The following is an 18,640-nucleotide window of genomic DNA, read 5'->3' on the forward strand; positions in this document are numbered from 1 at the left end:
TTTTGCATAATTATCTTTTTCTTAAAACTTATAATAACTGTCTCACCATCCATATCAGATATGAGCTAGCCGGTTTTGGTTTATTACTACAATCCATACCCAACCCTGAAGAGTATAGGTTGTGTCCTTGGTACCTGCTGGTAACTCAGAAAATCCCATAATAACTTCACGGAGGTCTTTTTGAATATTTTTGATCTTAGGTTGATTTGTTTACTCAAGCCTATTAACCCACTTTGTTGCCAGGCGCTCAGGTCTTTTAAGACCGCGATGTTGTTGAACTCGTTGCGGTAGTTCTGTTCATAACCTCCCGTTAACCAGAAGCCGCCCTTGATCTTCCAGTCCACAAAACTTCTCAGGCCAATGCCCTGGTGGGTGATCCTGATGTTCTGTATGTTCTGGCCCCAGCCTATCTTGTAACTGGCTCCTATACCGATCACACTCTTATCATTGAGTTTGTAGCCGGCTGACAGGCCGATATCACTGGTCGTAGGGAAATAACCATTGCTTCGCTGGCTCTGGAAGTCCGTATTATATTCTATCCGGTCCTTAAAGGTTTTTGTCTTTTGATTGTTGGGTTTAAAGCCTTCCGGCATGTCAATGTCTGTTCCGCCGGTATTGCCCACCTGGTTGCCGATACGGTTTCGCAGGTTGGTTATTTGTGATTGGGCGTCCTGCATATTACTGCGGAACTGGTCCATCGCTCCCGGAGCGGAGAGTTGTTGTTGTAATAAGCTGTTTACCTGGGCCCTGGTTTGTAGTCCCGCCAGGGAGGCGTTGAGTGCGGCCGGGTCCGTGGGGTTATTGCCCGGTAGCCTGAACAGGGACGCCAGCTGGCTGTTCTTCTGCATAAAGTCTTTGAACAGCTTGGTCTGGCTTAGTAGCTCTATTGCTTTTCTCTCTATCTTTTTATGATCCTTCAGTATTTCTTTATACTCGTTTACCTGGGCCTGGTAATAGTATACCTGTTTATTCAGTTGTTTGAGTTCTTTCAGTAACCCTAAGTTCTGTAACTGGCTGCCAAGGGTCTGTTTTCTTTCCTTTAAAAATTTCTTGACCAGTTCGGCTTTGTTGAATTGTTGCTGTAAGCCCTGTACCTTATCTAAAGCACCGGTTAGTTGCCCCGCATTGTCTTTTAGTTTGAGTAGCTCAGGATTGTCCTGCAGGAATTTTAAACTACTGGTCAGTGTATCTAAGGAAGGAATATAGGTATTACCTTTTTTTGATAGTTTCTGAAACCCTTGTTCCAGTTTTTTATACTGGGCCTGGTTTTGTTCTAAGAATTGTTTGGCTTTTGTACTATCCGTTTTTTGTAACTTTTTGTAAATACGATTTTCCTGTTGTTGTAATTTAAGTAACAGCTTATCTGTTTTTTTATCCAGGCTTGTTTCTAATTTGCCCGCTGTTTTATTGATGGAAGAAAGGTATTTGCCCGAAACCAATGCTGTAGTACTATCCGGGGAGGATATATCCTGTGCCTGGGCATAAATTAACTGCCAGGTTAGTAAGAACAAAACAACATGTGCAAACCGTATAGTAGTGGTTCGTAGCAATTAGTGATTGGTTTTTGGGTTAATGCTTTAATAACCTTCATCATGGGCATAGTGATACCGATTCCTAAATAAAGAATCTTTATTAGTCAACCTATACCTACTAGGCTATTTGGTGGTTGTTCAAAAAGTATATATAGTGATGCTCCATTTGAATGAAGACATCCGGATTTTCACTTAGATGTCAAAAGCAAAAATTTACATACCACGACTGGAAACTTTTAAAATAAGTTTCAACAGTACCAATTCCACATTTTTGATAATTGTATTTGAGCCTTTACAATCAGTTAGCTCCCCCGAAAATTCTCACGTGTCCTTTATATAGCGGGGATTAAAATAGATGTATAACAGTTAGCTAAAGCCAAGATAAACATTGTTTTTAATATTTGATAAGGATTTTTTTATTTTTAGCGTTTTTTCAACTCTTCATTTCAATTCATTATAATTTCCGGCACTAGCAATTGACATTTATCATAAGTGTACAAAAGTTGCTCTAAGTCTATGCAAGTACATACTCTTTTCTTGTTTGTTATTCAAACTATAAAGGATATCTCAATGGAAGCTATCCGGTATTTTATACAATTAGACAAATCTGCGAATAAGTGATATAATTATTAAGTCAGACTTGTTTCAAAATGTTCCACGAACAAATTTTATTCGATTTGTAACTAAAAGCCCAGTTAAGAATAACCGGGCGCTCCGAACCATTAGACCTATAGCCTAACGAACATTATCCATTCTAGAAAATAATATGCAAATCGGACTGGCATTTAAAATCCCATTATCCAGACTTATTTAATATGACAAATTGAATTCGGCTCAATTTAAAACTTCACTTAATACGTCTTACTAGGAAAAACCCTTAAAAAACTGGATGTTTTTCCTATACGCGCCAAGCTATCTTGTTATTAAATTTATATACTCATCAAATGTAAAGGACCCAATAGGTGGGAAATATTTTCCATTGCTGCCCGACATTAATCGCTGCACAAAATATTTCCAAATGGATAACTTCAATTTTTCATTACTGTATACATTTGGACCGTCCATAAATAGTTAACTACGAAGCACAAAATCGAAGAAAACGACATCGTATTGAACTTAGGCATGGGTCGCTACAAAATGCACATAAATATGTTCAACTAACAATAAGCTTAAACACGGTGTACAGAAAATGATAGGAAAATTTCCCCGCACATCATGGAAGCAGAGCACTGCCTCCCCGATATAAATATTCGAGTATGAACACTAATCAGCATCTATTCCCCTCCCTGCAAAAAATGTCAATTCCCCACCCTGCAAATTTAATGAAGGTGGAATATTACATTCGTGCTATCGATGCATTTTCGAGGACCGGTAATCAATGCGTATATCTGCTTGACTTATGGAACACCGCCTTTTTATACTTCTCAGACTTCCCACTGTTCTTTAGCGGGAAAAAGAGCAGGGAGATAATTGGAATGGGGCATACCTTTTACGAAACCTATATACATCCGGACGACCTGGTTTTGCTAAGAAAAACTTATAAGGCAGCCATTATTTTTTATCATAGCATTCCTTTTCACGAAAGGCTGAAATACACCTTTTCACATGATTTAAGGCTAAAGCAGCTGGATGAAAACTATATATTAGTCAATCATAAACTGATTCCACTGTCACTTGATAGCATATTTAATCCCTGGCTGGCCTTGTGTGTGATTAGCCTCTCCCCATTAGCCGAACCAGGCAGGGCCACCATGAGCAAAGAAAACTGTTCAAAACTGCTCGTCTATGATTATAACCTGGGTGACTGGCAGATTCAAAAAACACCTATACTCAGTAAAAAAGAAAAAGAGATTCTGGCTTTATCCATCAAGGGCTTTACAATAACTCAAATAGCAGAAGAGCAATCGATCACTGAGGCCACCGTTAAGTTTCACAAAGGAAACATCGTTAAAAAGTTCGGAGTAAAAAACATGTCCCAGGCGATAGCTTATGTGATTAATCATAATCTTTTGAAATGATAAAATAACAACCCCGAACCCGTAAACACTACTTCACATTGTCTTTCCTCTCTATTTTCAATAAATCATCATTCTCTACAGACTTTTCAGTTCGTTCCACTCTTTCTTTCAATTTTCCAAACCTGTAGGATAAACTTAATCTTATCTCCCTTTGCAATACAGTTTGACGACTCCACTGCTCCAGGCCATTAGTTTTAAAGTCTGAGTGAACGGTTAAGTTCTTGGGAAAAAAGTTGCGAAACGATAAATCAACAGTAACCTTTCGCTTAAATAAATCCTGACCGAGCAATAGGAAATTATAAAAGCGTCCCTCCGTCTTACCAAAGGTCGTCGGTGTGTAAGATATATACCCCACATTTAATGTCCCCTTAAAGTTTTTCTTGCTTCTGTAATTAAAAGAGTAGTCACCAGATGTATTCCATCCATCATTCAGCCGGCTGTCACCATCGCCAAAGTAACGGTAACCGAGATTCCATTTAAGTACATGTGAAGCGACCGCATTGATTTTATGATTAATGTAATACTGAAGGTTGGTAAGCCTGTAATGACCGATATTCAAATAAGTTGCTTTTAAAACCGAGTCCGGCATTTGCAAATAAGCCACCTGAATGGTATTACTGGAGATCGTTTGGGACAAGCTTATCCGCTGGTTTACTTTCTTGGTATTTTGTGATGCGGTGAACTCAATAATATTAAAGTTCTCAGGTTTTAAGGAAGCATTACCCTCTCTGACAAACCGGTTGTTAACGATATCTGTAAAAGGATTAATATAAGAAATACCCGGTCGTTGAATTCGTTTAGAGTAAGCAAGCTTAAGCACAGGCCCCGCCTTCAACTTATAACTGATAGCGGCACCTGGAACGGAGGTAAAGTAATCGCTGTTAGAAATGGACTTTAATGATACGGTTGTATACTCGCCCCGGTAACCGGCTTGAGCTGACAAATATTTGCCCCGCCAACCATAGGAAACATAGCCTGCAAAAACATTCTGGTTGAACTTAAGGCTCCCGTTTTGAAGAGAGGGGTTATCATAAGCCTGTAAATCAAACAGGTAATCACTATTATTCTCCCTGAAAATAGCCTTTGTACCCATTTCTAAACTATTGGAAAAAAGCGGATGGGAATAGTCCAGCTGAATAGTATGCTCCTTCTCGGTTTCATTATTGGAAAAAAAGTTTTCTCCTGAAGGTGCATTTAATAGGCCTGTTATATCCTGATAAGTTCTTTCCCTATAGCGTGATTGCTCATAATAATACGATATAGACAAAAGCTTTTCTCCGTCTTCATCAAATCGCCGCTGGTAGTCTACATTAACAGCAGGAACCGAGGTCCGTCCTTTTTGCAAACTGGCATTCCGAAACCGTTCGGCCGCTTGGCCTGAGTAGTCGTAGAGTACCGAGGATATACTATAGTCCAGCCTGCGGTTATCCAGGGAGTTAGAATACCCCACATTCAACAAACTCATTGAATCGATTTCCCAGGAGATCTCATTATTGTAAGTTAGATTACGATATTTATTTCTGACAGTTGAACTCTGTGATACGGAATATGCTGAAAGGTTTGTGTAGTTCAATTCCTGTTCAGTGGACGTCGCCGGTCTATGTGAGAATACAGGAGCATAATATCCATTAAAACCAACCCGTCCTTGCTTCAGGGTGATCAACCCCACAAGTGAATTATTTTGAAGCGTACTGCTGTTGGCAGTCAGGGAAGCATTATAACCCTCAAACTTTTTCCTGCGCAGCACAATATTGATGATAGCCCCAACGCCTTCTGCATCATATTTGGCCGATGGAGAAGTAATGACCTCTACGGACTTCACCAGCTTCGCAGGAAAAGTCCTCATTACCTGGACCGGGCTTTGCTTGAATATACCGGCCTTCCTGCCATTAACAATCACCAGGAAACCCTGACCGTTTACATCCATAGCGTCATCCCCAACTACATTTAAAGAAGGTATTTTTCGCATGATGTCCAAAAGTGGGGAGCTTTCTGCATCAGGATCTCCTTCCACATTATAAACAAGTTTATCAGGGAATTCTTGTATAAGTTGTTTCTGGGCATGTACAATTACCTCGGACATACTCTTGGCTTTCTCAGTCAGCTTTACGGTATCCATCTTAAAGGTACATCCGGCACATAATTTCAAGCCATCAATAAACGTTTTGCTGGTATCAAATCTATCTGAGAAAACTAATACATGAATACTTTTAACAGGGCTTAATTTAAAAAGGAAATTCCCATTTACGACCTTCCTTTCCAGCATTAAACTCCCTCTATCAGCCGATAGTACATGAACAGACACGGTATCTCTTCCTATAGGGCCTTGCGTCGAAATTATACCTGTTACGACCGCAGAAGAATCGCTTTGCGCAAATAAACCTTTACATGTAAAAATTAAAAGCAGGCATAACAACAAAAATGATCTCATATAATCAGCAGGTTACTTTCCATAGCTAAGTTCTAATAAATAATACTTTTTCACCAATTTATTGTCAATAGTCTTTATTACAGCTTCAACCTTACCTGCTTTTTTCAATTGTTCAGCAGTAGTCGATAACTTCACAAAACCATCGCTGCCAGGTTTTACAGACTCTTTGGTATAACCCGGAGTAGTACAGGTACAGGAAGGCCGAACCTCTTCTATAAGCACACTTTCCTTACTTTGGTTCTTAAACTTAAAAACATGTTCAATCTTTTCCTTTGAATCGCTGGTCTTGGGTCGCGCAGTTACGGACTTTGATTCAAATAGAAGTTGATCCTTATCACCGCTGAACGAAAACAACAATGACAAGAATAAAACCGGCATTATGTAAGTGAATAACCTTTTCATTTGGTATTTATTTTAAAACGAAATATTTCAATTTTATTATTCGAGATAGATCCGTCAGCGTAGTAGTAATCACCGATACGACCGATGACGTTGAACCTCCTGGGCACTTTAAAATCACCGATACAAACCCTATCCCGGTAAACCTGGACACCTGAGTGATCGCCGTAGCCCGTAGTATAGGAGCGGAACAAAAGGTCACTTTTTTCGTCGTAGAACAAATGTGTATAGTAGCCAAAGTTCAATTCACAACTATCAGCAAACTTCGTATTGTAAAAATCCTCGTGACTGCCGGTTAAGGGATAGTCTGTTTTCATAGGCAATTGACCTTTCAGCCCAAAAGCATATTGTGGTTTAAGATCAGGAGAGTATACATAAATACCCTTATCAGCCTCATAGGATACCAGAATGCTATCTTTTTTTACGGCCATATACATATTAGAGAACATTGTTAAATACTTGTTCTCTACATAAGAATCCGGATAGTTGCCGGCTATTTGTGTGATGGCTCCATCGCCGCTATTTACCTTTCCAAATGTCCGGGCATTTTTAAAGTATAGATCAGGGTCAGTAAACTTATTTACCTTTTTATTCGCCTTCCGGGTAATATTCAGCGGTATAAATATTTCAGATTTAGAATTTACGGGTAGCCATAAGGTCGAAAGACTGGAGCTCTCCCAATTAAAATCATACATGCCGATGATACTTAAATCATCGGTGTCAAATCCACCTTTCTTACGCTTTCTTTTAAGTAGGTAGGGTGCAGATTTTTTATGCCAGGTAGAATCATACTTTCTAAAATTATAATCATTGGCGAAGAATAACCGGTCTTCGTTACCCGGCAAAAGCGTACAAGTAATAAACTGCTCTATTTCAGTACTGTCCTCTCCCATTCCCAACCAACTTTGCTCGGCATTTCCCATACTATCAAAGCCGGTGACCAGGAAGAATTTAGTATCAAAAAAGAAAACTTTGTCATTGATCAATCGAAAAAATCCCTGACCGGAATAGTTGCCAGGTTCAAGAGATAGTGTGTCCATTTCCAGTGAGATGGACGGAGCAAAAGAAGATACCTCGAAAACAGGTTTAACGGTTTGCTCATCCTTACAAGAAACAAAGCAAAAAACTAGCGGGCAAACTGCGAGTAATAGGCAAAAGTGTTTTTTACATCCTGGAAATAATACCATTCGGTTATACTTATTTAATGGTGGCAATACTATTGGCAATTATAAAAACAACTATGGAGTATATCCATAGTTGTCGGTATTTGCACCTCAATAAACCAATGATCAAAAAAGTTTTGAGGGCAGATATTTAGTTTTGAGTCGGGTTGGAAGTTCCGCGACAGTTCAAATCGCTTTTCCAGCATTTACTACCGTTATGGCAGTCGCCTCCGCCACCGCTGGCAACGCACTGGTTACTTGAATTACATTCGCAATCAACTCCAAACTCCTCCTCGGCTACAGTTCCCGCATTAGCGCCGGAACCGAGGGCAGCAACCAGAGCAAAAGCGATAGCAAAGCTTCCGATAAACTTTTTCATTCTTTGTGATTTTGGTTAAGAAAATAATTAATTGTGCTGAATAAGGATCAATCACTAGGGGCAAATAGATTGCATCGTCAATTGTGCACCATTAAAAATGAATCTAATTAGAATACCCCATGTGTATATAACCCGTTTTCAATTCTAATGTACTAATACATATTAATGGCATATAATTAAAATCATGAACCCCCTATACTTTTGTATAGTTATTTTCAACATTACTTTTTCTTATTTAAAACGGGATGGCCCGGAATATTACATTTGTAATCCATATCCGTATTGACGATTATATAATTGCTAATAAAATTTGAACACCAATAGGTGACTAATCACTGCCATTTAGTGCACCATCATAAACACCTCACGAGTTAAATGTATTTCAGTAAAGATTATTTAGAAGCACAACTAATACTCGATAACCAGGAATACCAAATAAAATATAAGTTGTCCAACCCGATGCCCGATTCATATGCTTGTTTTGGGAGCCTTTTTCTAAGGGGTGAGGATGTGTTAGAGTTTACCTTTATTACATTTGATAACAAAATTTTCGGGTTTAGTCCTGAAGAGATGGCACCCGTGTTTATATCTGAGATAGTCAAAAGCGTACTTGGACAGACACTTTCGTTTACTTTGAATATATAGTATGGCTATTATTACCCCACGTTATATTCTTTAGTAGCTGCATAAATTACATAATCGATCAGGTAAAATACTTAAACGTCTATTGGTAATTGTTGCTATTTTTAGCCCTCAATTTTTACCAATGAATATTGATGATTTTATAAATAGCGCTCTTTTAAGTATGCCTATTCAGGGAGAAGGGTTATTTATTGTTGAAGGCAATCCTTCAAAAAACGATTTACGTGTTTTACCTGCCGACCAGGCCTTTAAAGATAATTTAAACTGTTTTGCCTGGAATATAAATACCGGCTACCAATACCTTGCAATATTTACGGAAGAGCGGCTAGCGCAAGACTATATTAAACAGATCCGGGAAAAATTAAGAAATGAAGAAGGTAAGCGCTTGATTTAATTAAGTAGGCTGCTTCTGCTTTGCAAGCTAATTTACGCAACCCGTACTAAAAAGATTGGGCCTTTTCAGATGATCAATCGCTATCTTGCAAATTAAATGAATACGCTTACTGATGTTTTGCTATCGTTTTTCTGTCGCGATCTGAATAAGCTGAAAGAAGAACTGGAACTTTACAAGGATGAAACCAATATTTGGCGCATTGATGGTAATATACTCAACTCAGCAGGCAACTTGTGCCTTCACCTGGTAGGAAACCTCAATACATACATCGGCGCGGTTTTAGGCCACTCCGGTTATATTCGTAACCGGCCTGAGGAGTTTTCACTGAAAAACTTACCCAGAACTGAACTCATCATCAAAATAGAAAAAACTATTACAGTTGTAAATGCGACCCTTCCCCTGATCACTGATGCGCAAATGAAAGGAGAATATCCGCAAGATATAGACGGCGCATATTTGACCACTGAATATTTTCTTGTTCACCTAGCCACACACCTGGGCTATCATCTCGGGCAGGTTAATTACCACCGACGTCTTCTGGATCAATAAAATGAACAATTTGATACAGTAACGAAGATAGCCTTACTCATAGGATATGAGACGGCTTATAATGTAAATAAATCTTCATAATTAGACCGTGTGATAAGTGTTCTCCCTTTTCAGTTTGGTTTAAAACCGATCCAATCGACGCATAAGATAGGTATGGAGTAGAACGCCCATTACTGATCCTGATTAAGCCTGATAGGATATATTCTGTTTACTCTTCCAGAGTTGTCATAAAACAATTACAAGTGCAGCATTATGTTGTTGATTGCACTTATATGCATTTTCTCATGAAAAATTAAAAATCCCAACGAAACTTTACTCACTATTGAACGAATTAAGTCATCATACTGCAGTTCCGGATGTGCCAATGACGCATGATCCATAAGTTTACGGAATGACGGTGCCGTGGCAGCTAAAGACTCGCGTATTGAAGTTATTGTTTTGCTATCTATATCCCTTCCAGGTTTAGTTCCTCGCTTAAATCCCATGATTTCAAACTCATGAAGTGGTCTATTAGCTTCAATACTGCCGTAAAGGATATCTTCTGAAATAACGAGTAAATGCCCCATGTTCCAAATGATGTTATTATTAAAGCCAAGTGGTATGTGATTGACTTGTTGGATTGTTAGTTGAGCGGTATCGCTCAATAGAATCGCTCGCAGTTCTTCTAATTGTGTTAGGTAATGTAACATACTTTATTGATATAAGATATGAAAGGTTGCTTAAGGCTCAATTCTAAAATTGTCATGAAGTTGGATATTCACTCTTGTTATTAGCTTTACAAGGTTCAAAACTTCACTTATTCTTTTCTGCTCTGCAGCCTTTTTGATTTAGGACTGCGAATATTGTAGTTGAATAAGAACCTTTGAAATAGAATGGATGGCGCATTAAATTAACCAGAAGCAGTGATCTATGTTTCGCTGAAGTTCGGTAAAGGTTACTTCATTAACAGTGCCGGGAAATTTGCCAGTTAGGTTAGGCCACTCATCTCTAACAATTATTAGTTTAAGTCCGCGTATAAGTGGTGATCGTGTAACAGTAAACTATTTGCCAACAAAGAGTTTTCATCTGTTTTAAATCATTCATCATTGACGCTGTTTTGTAAAAACTGTTTCGTTTCTAATATTTCAATGATTTTTCTTTGCGTTTCGGTCAACGCCCTCAGCTGCGCTATTTGACCATCCTTTGCTTCGAGCTGCCGAATAAGATAGCTAACTTGAGGGGCCATCTCCTTGACGTAATTCTCAAACAGATTACCTATTACCTCATTATCGAGGTAATAAATAAAAAGATTGTGCTGTAACAACTGCGAGAATTTGATGAGCCTTTCAATATCTATAGTACGAGAGTCAAAGATTTGACTCAATTGCTCTTCGCTAACCTCAATATATGCAGCAACATCTTTCCAGTCAAATCCGTTTTGCTTAACTAATGACCTTATTAAGTTGCCTAAATGACGTGAATCACTGCCATTGAATTTTTCTAATCTGCTAGTTCCCATGAATAAAATATTTATCGGTTACTGAATATTAAAAACCAAGTGGTCCGACGTGACTATTGATCATTTGTTAATGACTAGTCTCAGCACTATTCTAATTATCTGCTATATGTAAACTCCCAGGAAGAATAACACTTTGTCATTGGGGAAATAGTACTGCCCAATGCTTCCTTGAGCATTTACTAACAATTCAATAATGCAATCTGCCCAATCATACAAGCTTTTGGGGAAAATGACTCATCGCAAGACCTTACCTTGATTAATAACAGCAATTACACAGAATTGTATTTAAACAGTGTTCAAAGATAACAACAATTTGTCTGTATAGGCCAAACTTAAAATCAAAAATTTTAAGTAAAAGAGGCCGTTATCATCAGTTATAACTAAAATAAATCACTGAGAATCGGTGATATACAGTATTCTTCAGTTAATATCAGAGAAAGGTGAAAAGAAAATTTTGACAATTGAACACTGTTTAATAAATTTGCGTCGTAAAATTAACTTCAACATTTATGAAATGAAAAAAGCATTAATAACGGGAGCAAGTGGCGGCATCGGTCTGGAAACGGCCAAGCGTCTTTCGGCACTGGAGTACCAGTTGACCTTGGTAGCCCGCAGCAGACAGAAACTGGAAGAGGTCCAGCAATCGCTCGGCCGTGGCAGGCACCAGATCGTTGTGGCCGACCTGACAAAAAAAGAAGATGTCCAGCAGGTCAGTCTGCATCTGCTGAACAATAAGTACGATCTGCTAATCAACAATGCCGGAACAGGGAGTTATGGTGAGTTTACCGATCTGTTACTTCAGGACCAACTGGACACTATGTCACTGAACATGGACGCGCTGGTGTCGTTGTCCTATGCATTTTTAACAAAGGCGGTTTCCGGTGATGCACTGATTAATGTCGGTTCCCTGCTTGCACATAGCTCACTGCCCGGCGGAGCGGTGTATGCTGCAACGAAGAGCTTTGTGGCCAACCTCTCCGAGTCGTTATGGTACGAGTATAAAAATAAAGGTATATTTGTAACGGGTTTTAACCCCGGAGCGGCCGATTCCGATTTCCATTCACATGCAGGCAAGGACACCAGTGCTTTCCCGAAATTTGTGGTGTCCACGGTTCCACAGGTCGTGGACGAACTGATCGACGCTTTGTCCGCCAGAAACCGTCCGAGGGTCGTACAGGGATTCAAGAACCGTATGATGCTTTTCGGCTTCAGGTTCCTGAGCAGGAAATCAGCCATAAATATAATGGGTAAGATCAGTCCCGGATTGTCCCGGTAGGTAGGATATTCCCTTAAAAGAAAAAAGGAAAATGGGTATAGCAGAAAGAAAACAGGAAGAGAAACAGGAAATGCGCAAACGCATACTTGACGCTGCACGCAAAATTTTCCTCGAAAAAGGATATGAAAAGGCCAGTATCAGAAATATTGCCAACGTAATCAATTACAGTCCCGGAATGATCTACTTTCATTTCAAGGACAAAAGTGAGGTTTTTTACGAACTACATAAGGAAGGCTTTAGGTTGTTGATGGCACATCTGAAAGTATTGAACAGCGTCAATGACCCCTTTGAACGGCTGAAGGCCGTAGGACGGGTATTTATACAGTTTGCCCAGGACAATAAAGACTATTACAACCTGATGTTCATCGAAGAGCCTGCCAGTAAAACAGGTGAAGCCGGAGGTTTTCAGATTGCCGAGGAAGCAATCAACCACCTCATGGAACTGATCAGGGAATGTCAGAAACAGGGACGGTTTAAAGATGCGGACATTGAAAATTTTTCATTTATGTTCCTCTCGTCCGTACATGGGATCTGCGCTTTGTTCTGTAAGGACCGTACCACTAATTTCCGGAACAGGACCAATGAAGAACTGATGGAGCAGGGCTATGCGTGTTTTGTTTCACTACTGGAAAAAGGATAGTCCTTTTTTTTTCTCTACAATTGAACAGTGTTTAAATTTATTACAATGATTAATAAAAATCAAATCCTAAAGATCTGGCTTGGTTTGTTGCTTTCCCTTGCCTCTACCGGCCTGCTCTCCGCACAGAGCAGACTGAATGGCTATATAAAGGAGGGTATAGAGTCGAACCAAAGTATAAAGCAACAGAATTTTATACTGGAGAAGAATGTGTATGCACTTGGGGAAGCAAAAAGTATGTTTTTTCCCAATGTAGCCTTTTCCACCACCTATACAAAAGCGGACGGTGGCCGTACTATCGATATCCCCGTGGGCGACATGATGAACAATGTCTATTCCACGCTCAACCAGCTTACCGGGAGCAACTCTTTTCCACAATTGCAGAACCAGCATGTGCTGATCAATCCCGATAATTTCTACGATGCCAAGTTCCGTATCACCCAGCCGATCCTCAATGCAGAACTCAGTTACAACAAAAAGATAAAGACAAAGCAGATAGACCTTCAAAAAACAGAGGTACTGCTGTACAAACGGGAACTGATAAAGGAGATAAAAACAGCGTACTATAGTTACCTGAAGGCGACAAATGCCGAAAAGATCTACCAGTCGTACCTGAAATTGGTGACCGAGGGAGAACGTGTGAACAAAAAGCTTTTGGACAATGGCAAAATAAACAGAACAGCATTGATCAGGAGTCAGAATGAGATCGCAAAAATAGAGGCTTCCATCATATCGGCTGGCAAAACAAGGGAATCCGCGCAGTTCTATTTTAATTTCCTTTTGAACCGTCCCTTAAGCGACACCATCCTTACCGATGACATCTCCACGCTGCCCGAAGAAAGCCTGTTGTCTGCCAGTAACGTAGAAGGCCGCGAGGAACTTTCAAAGCTGAAGTTAGCCAAAGGCATCAATGAAGATCTTACAGGACTGGCAAAGTCATACCTCATTCCAAAGGTAGGGGCCAGTCTCGATCTGGGTTCGCAGGCTTTCGACTGGAAATTCAACGACCGTAGCCGTTACTACCTCTTCGGCGTCTCGCTGGAATGGAACCTTTTCGCATTCGGGAAGAACAACTACCGTATAAAGCAGACCATTGCCGAACAACAAGCCATTGCCTCCCAAACAGATTATGTCTCCCAGCAGCTTCAAACAGAATTAAAGGTGCGCCAGGCGAATATGCAGAGCGCCATTGCACAGTACGAGGCTGCCCGTAGCCAGTTGAGTACAAGCCAAACCTATTACAACGACCTATCCAAACTTTATAAGGAGGGCATGGCAATCTACATTGAACTCCTGGATGCGCAGAACCAATGGGTCGATGCACAGCTCCAAGCCAATATCGCCCTGTTCGATACATGGATCGCCTTTACGGCGATCGAACGTGCCAACGCCAGTTTTAATATTAAATAAACAACTAATGAAGAAAATTCAGATCATCACAATAGCTTCCACATTTTTAATCTATTCCTGTGGAGAACATCCAAAACAAGAAAATCCACTGGGCGAACCGGACGTGATCGCTGTGAAGACCGCCCCCTTATCCTCCTATACCGTATCCGGCACCATACGTGCCAGCGGTCTGGTCAGTACCGAAAACGAGGCAAATTATGCCTTTAAGATCGGCGGGGTGATCAGCAAAATCTTTGTAGAAGAGGGACAATTCTTTCGCAAGGGGCAGATACTTGCCACCCTCAATGCGACCGAGATCGCTGCCGGTCTTGCACAGTCCGATCTTGGCGTTGCCAAGGCCCGACGTGACTACGACAGGGCAATGAACCTTTACAGGGACAGTGTTTTTACGCTCGAACAGTTGCAGAACACAAAGACTGCGCTGGACGTTGCGGGAAAAGCCAAAGAGGCGGTGGCGTTCAACGAGCATTATGCCAGGATATATGCCGCTTCGGACGGGTTTGTGACCAGAAAAATAGCGAATGAGGGTGAAGTCGTTGGCGGTGGTATGCCCATACTGCTCACCAATTCAACGGCTGCAAACGGCAGCTATGTCCTTAAGATAGGCGTAACAGACCTGGAATGGGCGGCCATCAATGTGGGTCAGTCCGCAAAGGTGACTCTTGACGGCTATTCCGGCCAGCAGTTCGATGCCACCGTAAGCAGGAAACTTCATTCTGCCGACAGGGAGATCGGCTCCTTCCAGGTAGAGCTCAAACTGAAGCTCGGTAAAGAAACCCCACCTGTGGGCATGTTCGGCAAGGCCGAGATAGCGGCACGCAGTGGTGGTGATGCCGTTGTCATACCCTACAGTTCGCTGGTCGAGGCAGACGGGGACAAAGGCTTTATATATACGGTCGTTGGAACTAATAAGGTAAAAAAAATACCTGTACATATTCTAAGGTTTGAAAACGACCGAGTGTACCTGCGCGATAAACTTGAAGGAATTAGTCAGATCGTAGTTTCTAACAGCGCCTTTTTGAACGAGCAATCCGTTATTAAAATAATCAAGTAAACTGAAGCACGATGAAGATAACAAATTTCGCAGTTAAGAACTACCAGTTTACATTGATCATATTTGTACTGGTCTCGGTGGTGGGGCTGTTGACACTGTTCACCATGCCCCGGTCTGAGGATCCAACCACACATCCCCCACAATACCTGGTTACAGTGATTTATCCAGGCACCAGTCCTAAGGATATGGAAGAACAGGTGGTCAAGCCTATAGAAAACAAGATTTATGGGCTGGAGAACATCGACAAGATACTGACCACGATAGAAGATGGCGTTGCCGCCATACAGATCAAGTTTAAGTACGGCGTGGACGTAGACAACAAATATCAGGAGATATCTACTGAGATCAACGCCCTGAAGAACGGAGAGCTTCCAAAGGATATCTATCAGATCAAAACAGAGAAAATCTCCTCAGGAGATGTAAAGATCATCCAGACGGCACTCATATCCACTACGGCATCCGCCAAGCAGTTGCGCGATCAGGCCGATATATTGAAATCAAAACTGGAAAAGATTACCAACCTGCGTGAAGTGAAATATTCGGGTATGCCTGAACAAGAAATAAGGATTGACATGCAGCTGGATAAATTGGCTCAGTTGAAAATTCCATTAAACCTTGTCATGGGCAGCCTGCAGAGCGAGGCAGCCGATATACCGGGTGGGAGCATCAACCTGGACGATAAGGTATTCAACGTAAAGACCAGTGGCAAGTTCAAAAATGTGGATGATGTGGCCAACACGGTCATATACAACGCCAATGGAAAAATAGTTTATCTAAAGGATGTTGCCAGTGTGAACTATAAGGATGGCACCATCAACCATATCACGCGGATCAACGGACATCGCTGTATCCTGGTAAACGCAGGGATGAAGGATGACGTGGATATCAGCAAGGTGAAGGAGGAATATACGCCCGTACTGGACGAGTTCAACGAAACCTTGCCCAAAAATATCAAAATGGTCAAAAACTTCGATCAGGCAGATATGGTGGCAAAACGTCTTGGACACCTCGGATTTGATTTCGGTCTGGCCATTGTGCTGGTAATTATTACGCTCCTTCCCCTTGGTTTCAGGGCTTCGCTGATCGTTATGATATCAATTCCGCTATCCCTTGCGCTGGGACTGATCGCCATGAACATGATGGGCTTTTCGCTGAACCAGCTGAGTATTGTCGGCCTGGTAGTGGCCTTGGGCTTGCTCGTAGATGACAGTATCGTAGTTGTTGAAAATATCGAAAGGTGGCTCAGGGAAGGGCATTCCATCAAGGATGCCGTACTAAAGGGCACCAAACAGATCGGCATGGCCGTGGTGGGTTGTACGGCCACACTCATCATTGCCTTTCTTCCATTGGCATTTTTACCCGATATCGCCGGAGAATTTATCCGCAGTCTGCCGGTGGCGATCATTACAAGCGTTCTTGCTTCGATGATCGTAGCCCTGACACTTGTACCTTTTATCGGGAGCAAGATACTTAAGACACACGCCCATGGAGAAGGAAATTTCTTTTTAAAGAAATTGCAGCAGTTCCTGACCTTTTCTTACCGAAGAATCATGAAGCTGGCGCTTAAATGGCCCAGAGTAACGATAGGTATATCCATCGTATTAAGTGTATTGGCATTTGCACTGTTCCCGCTTGCCGGGTTCAAGCTATTCCCAACTTCGGAGAAACCCATGTTCCTTGTCAATATAAAGATGCCCTTGCAGGCGGATATACCGGAAAGTGACCGTGTTGCAAAACTGGTGGAAAACGAGCTTAAATCGCATAAAGAGATCCTGTATTATACCTCCAACGTAGGTAAGGGGAATCCGCAGATCTACTATAATGTACACCAACAGGATATCAAGCCGGATTTTGCCCAGATCTTCGTGCAGCTGCACGAAGATGCAAGCCCGATCGAGAAAACGGACCTGATCAGGAAACTACGTAGCAAGTTCAAGGACTTCCCATATGCGAAGATTGAGGTAAGGGATTTTGAACAGGGAACACCGATCGAGGCCAACATAGTGGTGAGGGTCTTCGGGGAGGATCAGGATACCCTTCGCGCACTTTCTTTCAAGGTAGAGGAACTTTTACGTAAACATCCTGGTACATTTTTTATCAACAACGAACTGAATGCCTATAAATCCGATGTCAAGATTACCATAGACAAAGAAAAGGCGCGCACACTAGGTGTGATGACAAGCGATGTTGACAAGGTGATCAGGCTTGCCGTTGCAGGACTAAACGTGGGCGACTATATCGATGACCGTGGGGATTCCAGAAATGTGGTCATTACTGTTCCCAGGGATAAGTTCTCTAATCTTCACGCTTTGAAGGACCTGTACGTGAACAATCTGCGTGGGGTGCCTATACAGGTCAGCCAGATTGCCAGCATCGGATTTGAATCGTCCCCAACGGCGATAAATCACTTCAATAAATCCCGTTTTGCAAAGGTGACCTCACTTACTAAGGACAAGGTGCTGGCCAACGACATACTTAAGGATATCGTTCCACAGCTGGACAAGTTGAATTTCCCCAAAGGATACTATTACAAGCTATCCGGGGAGGCAGAATCCGAAGGCGATGCCCTAGGCGGAAACTTCCTTTCGGTGATCATCCTGAGTGGATTCCTTTTTGTGGCAGTGCTGCTGTTACAGTTCAAGACCTTCAAAGGTATCATCATCGTACTGTCGATCATTCCTCTGGGCGTTCTTGGGGGAGTGGTATTCCTACTGCTTACTGGCAATCCGATGTCACTGGTTTCCATCATCGGTTTTATTGGTCTGTCTGGAATACAAGTAAAGAATTCATTACTGTTGGTCGATTTTACCAACCAGTTGAGGTCCAAAGGCCATACGCTGGATATCGCTATCCATATCGCAGGTGAAACACGTTTCCTTCCAGTAGTACTGACCTCGATCACCGCCATCTGCGGACTGATTCCCATTGCCATGAATCCTAACCCTCAGATCGCGCCACTGGCCATTGTACTAATCGGAGGATTGATAAGCTCGACGATCCTTTCAAGGATAGTAACCCCGGTAATGTACAAGCTGATTCCACCCCAAATAGAATTGGAGGAGGAACCCGATACCGGGAGAAGGCATTAATCAGGCCTTTCACCATTATTCGTTAGTTAAGAATTGTGAATACAGTACGATGATCCAGCATTACCGCCATGCAATAAACTTCAGTTCTGTAGGTAAGCCAAAAGAGGGAGATAACTGTGACGGATACGTGCTGCTAAATATAAACCCCGATAGTAGCATCGTCAATAAG

General features: G+C 41.5%; 15 protein-coding genes. 8 read left to right on the forward strand and 7 right to left on the reverse strand.

From position 1 onward, the window contains the following. Positions 1 to 86 precede the first annotated feature (86 nt). The gene (locus tag ACLOAU_RS04255) at positions 87 to 1,550 is read right to left on the reverse strand and encodes an AAA family ATPase (protein ID WP_427860602.1); all 1,464 of its coding nucleotides are present in this window, start codon (positions 1,548 to 1,550) and stop codon (positions 87 to 89) included. 1,238 nt (positions 1,551 to 2,788) lie between these two features. Between ACLOAU_RS04255 and ACLOAU_RS04260 the strand changes: the two genes are divergently transcribed. Further along, on the forward strand, positions 2,789 to 3,550 hold the full coding sequence (locus ACLOAU_RS04260; RefSeq protein WP_427860603.1) for a helix-turn-helix transcriptional regulator: 762 nt from the start codon (positions 2,789 to 2,791) through the stop codon (positions 3,548 to 3,550). 28 nt (positions 3,551 to 3,578) lie between these two features. On the opposite strand, the gene ACLOAU_RS04265 is transcribed toward ACLOAU_RS04260, so the two are convergent. The 4 genes from ACLOAU_RS04265 to ACLOAU_RS04280 all read right to left on the reverse strand — a co-directional run bounded on the left by ACLOAU_RS04265 (position 3,579) and on the right by ACLOAU_RS04280 (position 7,922). Next, complete coding sequence (locus ACLOAU_RS04265) at positions 3,579 to 5,633, reverse strand: outer membrane beta-barrel protein (RefSeq protein ID WP_427860604.1); 2,055 nt, start codon at positions 5,631 to 5,633, stop codon at positions 3,579 to 3,581. A gap of 360 nt (positions 5,634 to 5,993) precedes the next feature. Further along, positions 5,994 to 6,383: a DUF1573 domain-containing protein gene (locus ACLOAU_RS04270; protein ID WP_427860605.1), complete on the reverse strand. Its 390-nt coding sequence runs from the start codon at positions 6,381 to 6,383 to the stop codon at positions 5,994 to 5,996. Then, a complete protein-coding gene (locus ACLOAU_RS04275; RefSeq protein WP_427860606.1) occupies positions 6,380 to 7,420 on the reverse strand; it encodes a hypothetical protein in 1,041 nt (346 codons plus the stop codon). The genes ACLOAU_RS04270 and ACLOAU_RS04275 overlap by 4 nt, the downstream gene beginning before the upstream one ends. 274 nt (positions 7,421 to 7,694) lie before the next feature. Next, the gene (locus ACLOAU_RS04280; RefSeq protein WP_427860607.1) at positions 7,695 to 7,922 is read right to left on the reverse strand and encodes a hypothetical protein; all 228 of its coding nucleotides are present in this window, start codon (positions 7,920 to 7,922) and stop codon (positions 7,695 to 7,697) included. A gap of 766 nt (positions 7,923 to 8,688) precedes the next feature. On the opposite strand from ACLOAU_RS04280, the gene ACLOAU_RS04285 reads away from it, so the two are divergent. After that, positions 8,689 to 8,958 carry a hypothetical protein gene (locus tag ACLOAU_RS04285; RefSeq protein ID WP_427860608.1) on the forward strand — a complete coding sequence of 90 codons (270 nt, stop codon included), beginning with the start codon at positions 8,689 to 8,691 and terminating at the stop codon, positions 8,956 to 8,958. Between the two features lie 96 nt (positions 8,959 to 9,054). Continuing rightward, positions 9,055 to 9,507, forward strand: coding sequence for a DUF1572 family protein (locus ACLOAU_RS04290; protein WP_427860609.1), 453 nt, complete (start codon positions 9,055 to 9,057; stop codon positions 9,505 to 9,507). 236 nt (positions 9,508 to 9,743) lie between these two features. Here ACLOAU_RS04290 and ACLOAU_RS04295 read toward each other — a convergent pair whose 3' ends face one another. Further along, positions 9,744 to 10,196 carry a DinB family protein gene (locus ACLOAU_RS04295; protein WP_427860610.1) on the reverse strand — a complete coding sequence of 151 codons (453 nt, stop codon included), beginning with the start codon at positions 10,194 to 10,196 and terminating at the stop codon, positions 9,744 to 9,746. A 386-nt stretch (positions 10,197 to 10,582) separates the two neighbouring features. Continuing rightward, positions 10,583 to 11,005 (reverse strand): hypothetical protein, encoded by a 423-nt coding sequence (locus ACLOAU_RS04300; RefSeq protein ID WP_427860611.1) that lies wholly within the window; start codon positions 11,003 to 11,005, stop codon positions 10,583 to 10,585. Positions 11,006 to 11,519: 514 nt separating this feature from the next. Between ACLOAU_RS04300 and ACLOAU_RS04305 the strand changes: the two genes are divergently transcribed. Genes ACLOAU_RS04305 through ACLOAU_RS04325 form a run of 5 tightly spaced genes read left to right on the forward strand, consistent with a single transcriptional unit; the run spans position 11,520 to position 18,471 of the window. After that, complete coding sequence (locus ACLOAU_RS04305) at positions 11,520 to 12,281, forward strand: SDR family NAD(P)-dependent oxidoreductase (RefSeq protein WP_427860612.1); 762 nt, start codon at positions 11,520 to 11,522, stop codon at positions 12,279 to 12,281. Between the two features lie 31 nt (positions 12,282 to 12,312). Continuing rightward, positions 12,313 to 12,921: a TetR/AcrR family transcriptional regulator gene (locus tag ACLOAU_RS04310; RefSeq protein WP_427860613.1), complete on the forward strand. Its 609-nt coding sequence runs from the start codon at positions 12,313 to 12,315 to the stop codon at positions 12,919 to 12,921. A gap of 45 nt (positions 12,922 to 12,966) precedes the next feature. Then, positions 12,967 to 14,328: a TolC family protein gene (locus tag ACLOAU_RS04315; protein ID WP_427860614.1), complete on the forward strand. Its 1,362-nt coding sequence runs from the start codon at positions 12,967 to 12,969 to the stop codon at positions 14,326 to 14,328. A gap of 7 nt (positions 14,329 to 14,335) precedes the next feature. Continuing rightward, positions 14,336 to 15,382: an efflux RND transporter periplasmic adaptor subunit gene (locus tag ACLOAU_RS04320; RefSeq protein ID WP_427860615.1), complete on the forward strand. Its 1,047-nt coding sequence runs from the start codon at positions 14,336 to 14,338 to the stop codon at positions 15,380 to 15,382. Positions 15,383 to 15,393: 11 nt separating this feature from the next. After that, positions 15,394 to 18,471, forward strand: a complete 3,078-nt coding sequence (locus ACLOAU_RS04325) for an efflux RND transporter permease subunit (protein WP_427860616.1) — start codon at positions 15,394 to 15,396, stop codon at positions 18,469 to 18,471. Positions 18,472 to 18,640 lie beyond the last annotated feature (169 nt).

Source organism: Paraniabella aurantiaca, from assembly GCF_050309965.1.
In the GTDB taxonomy this organism is placed as follows: Bacteria; Bacteroidota; Bacteroidia; order Chitinophagales; family Chitinophagaceae; genus Niabella.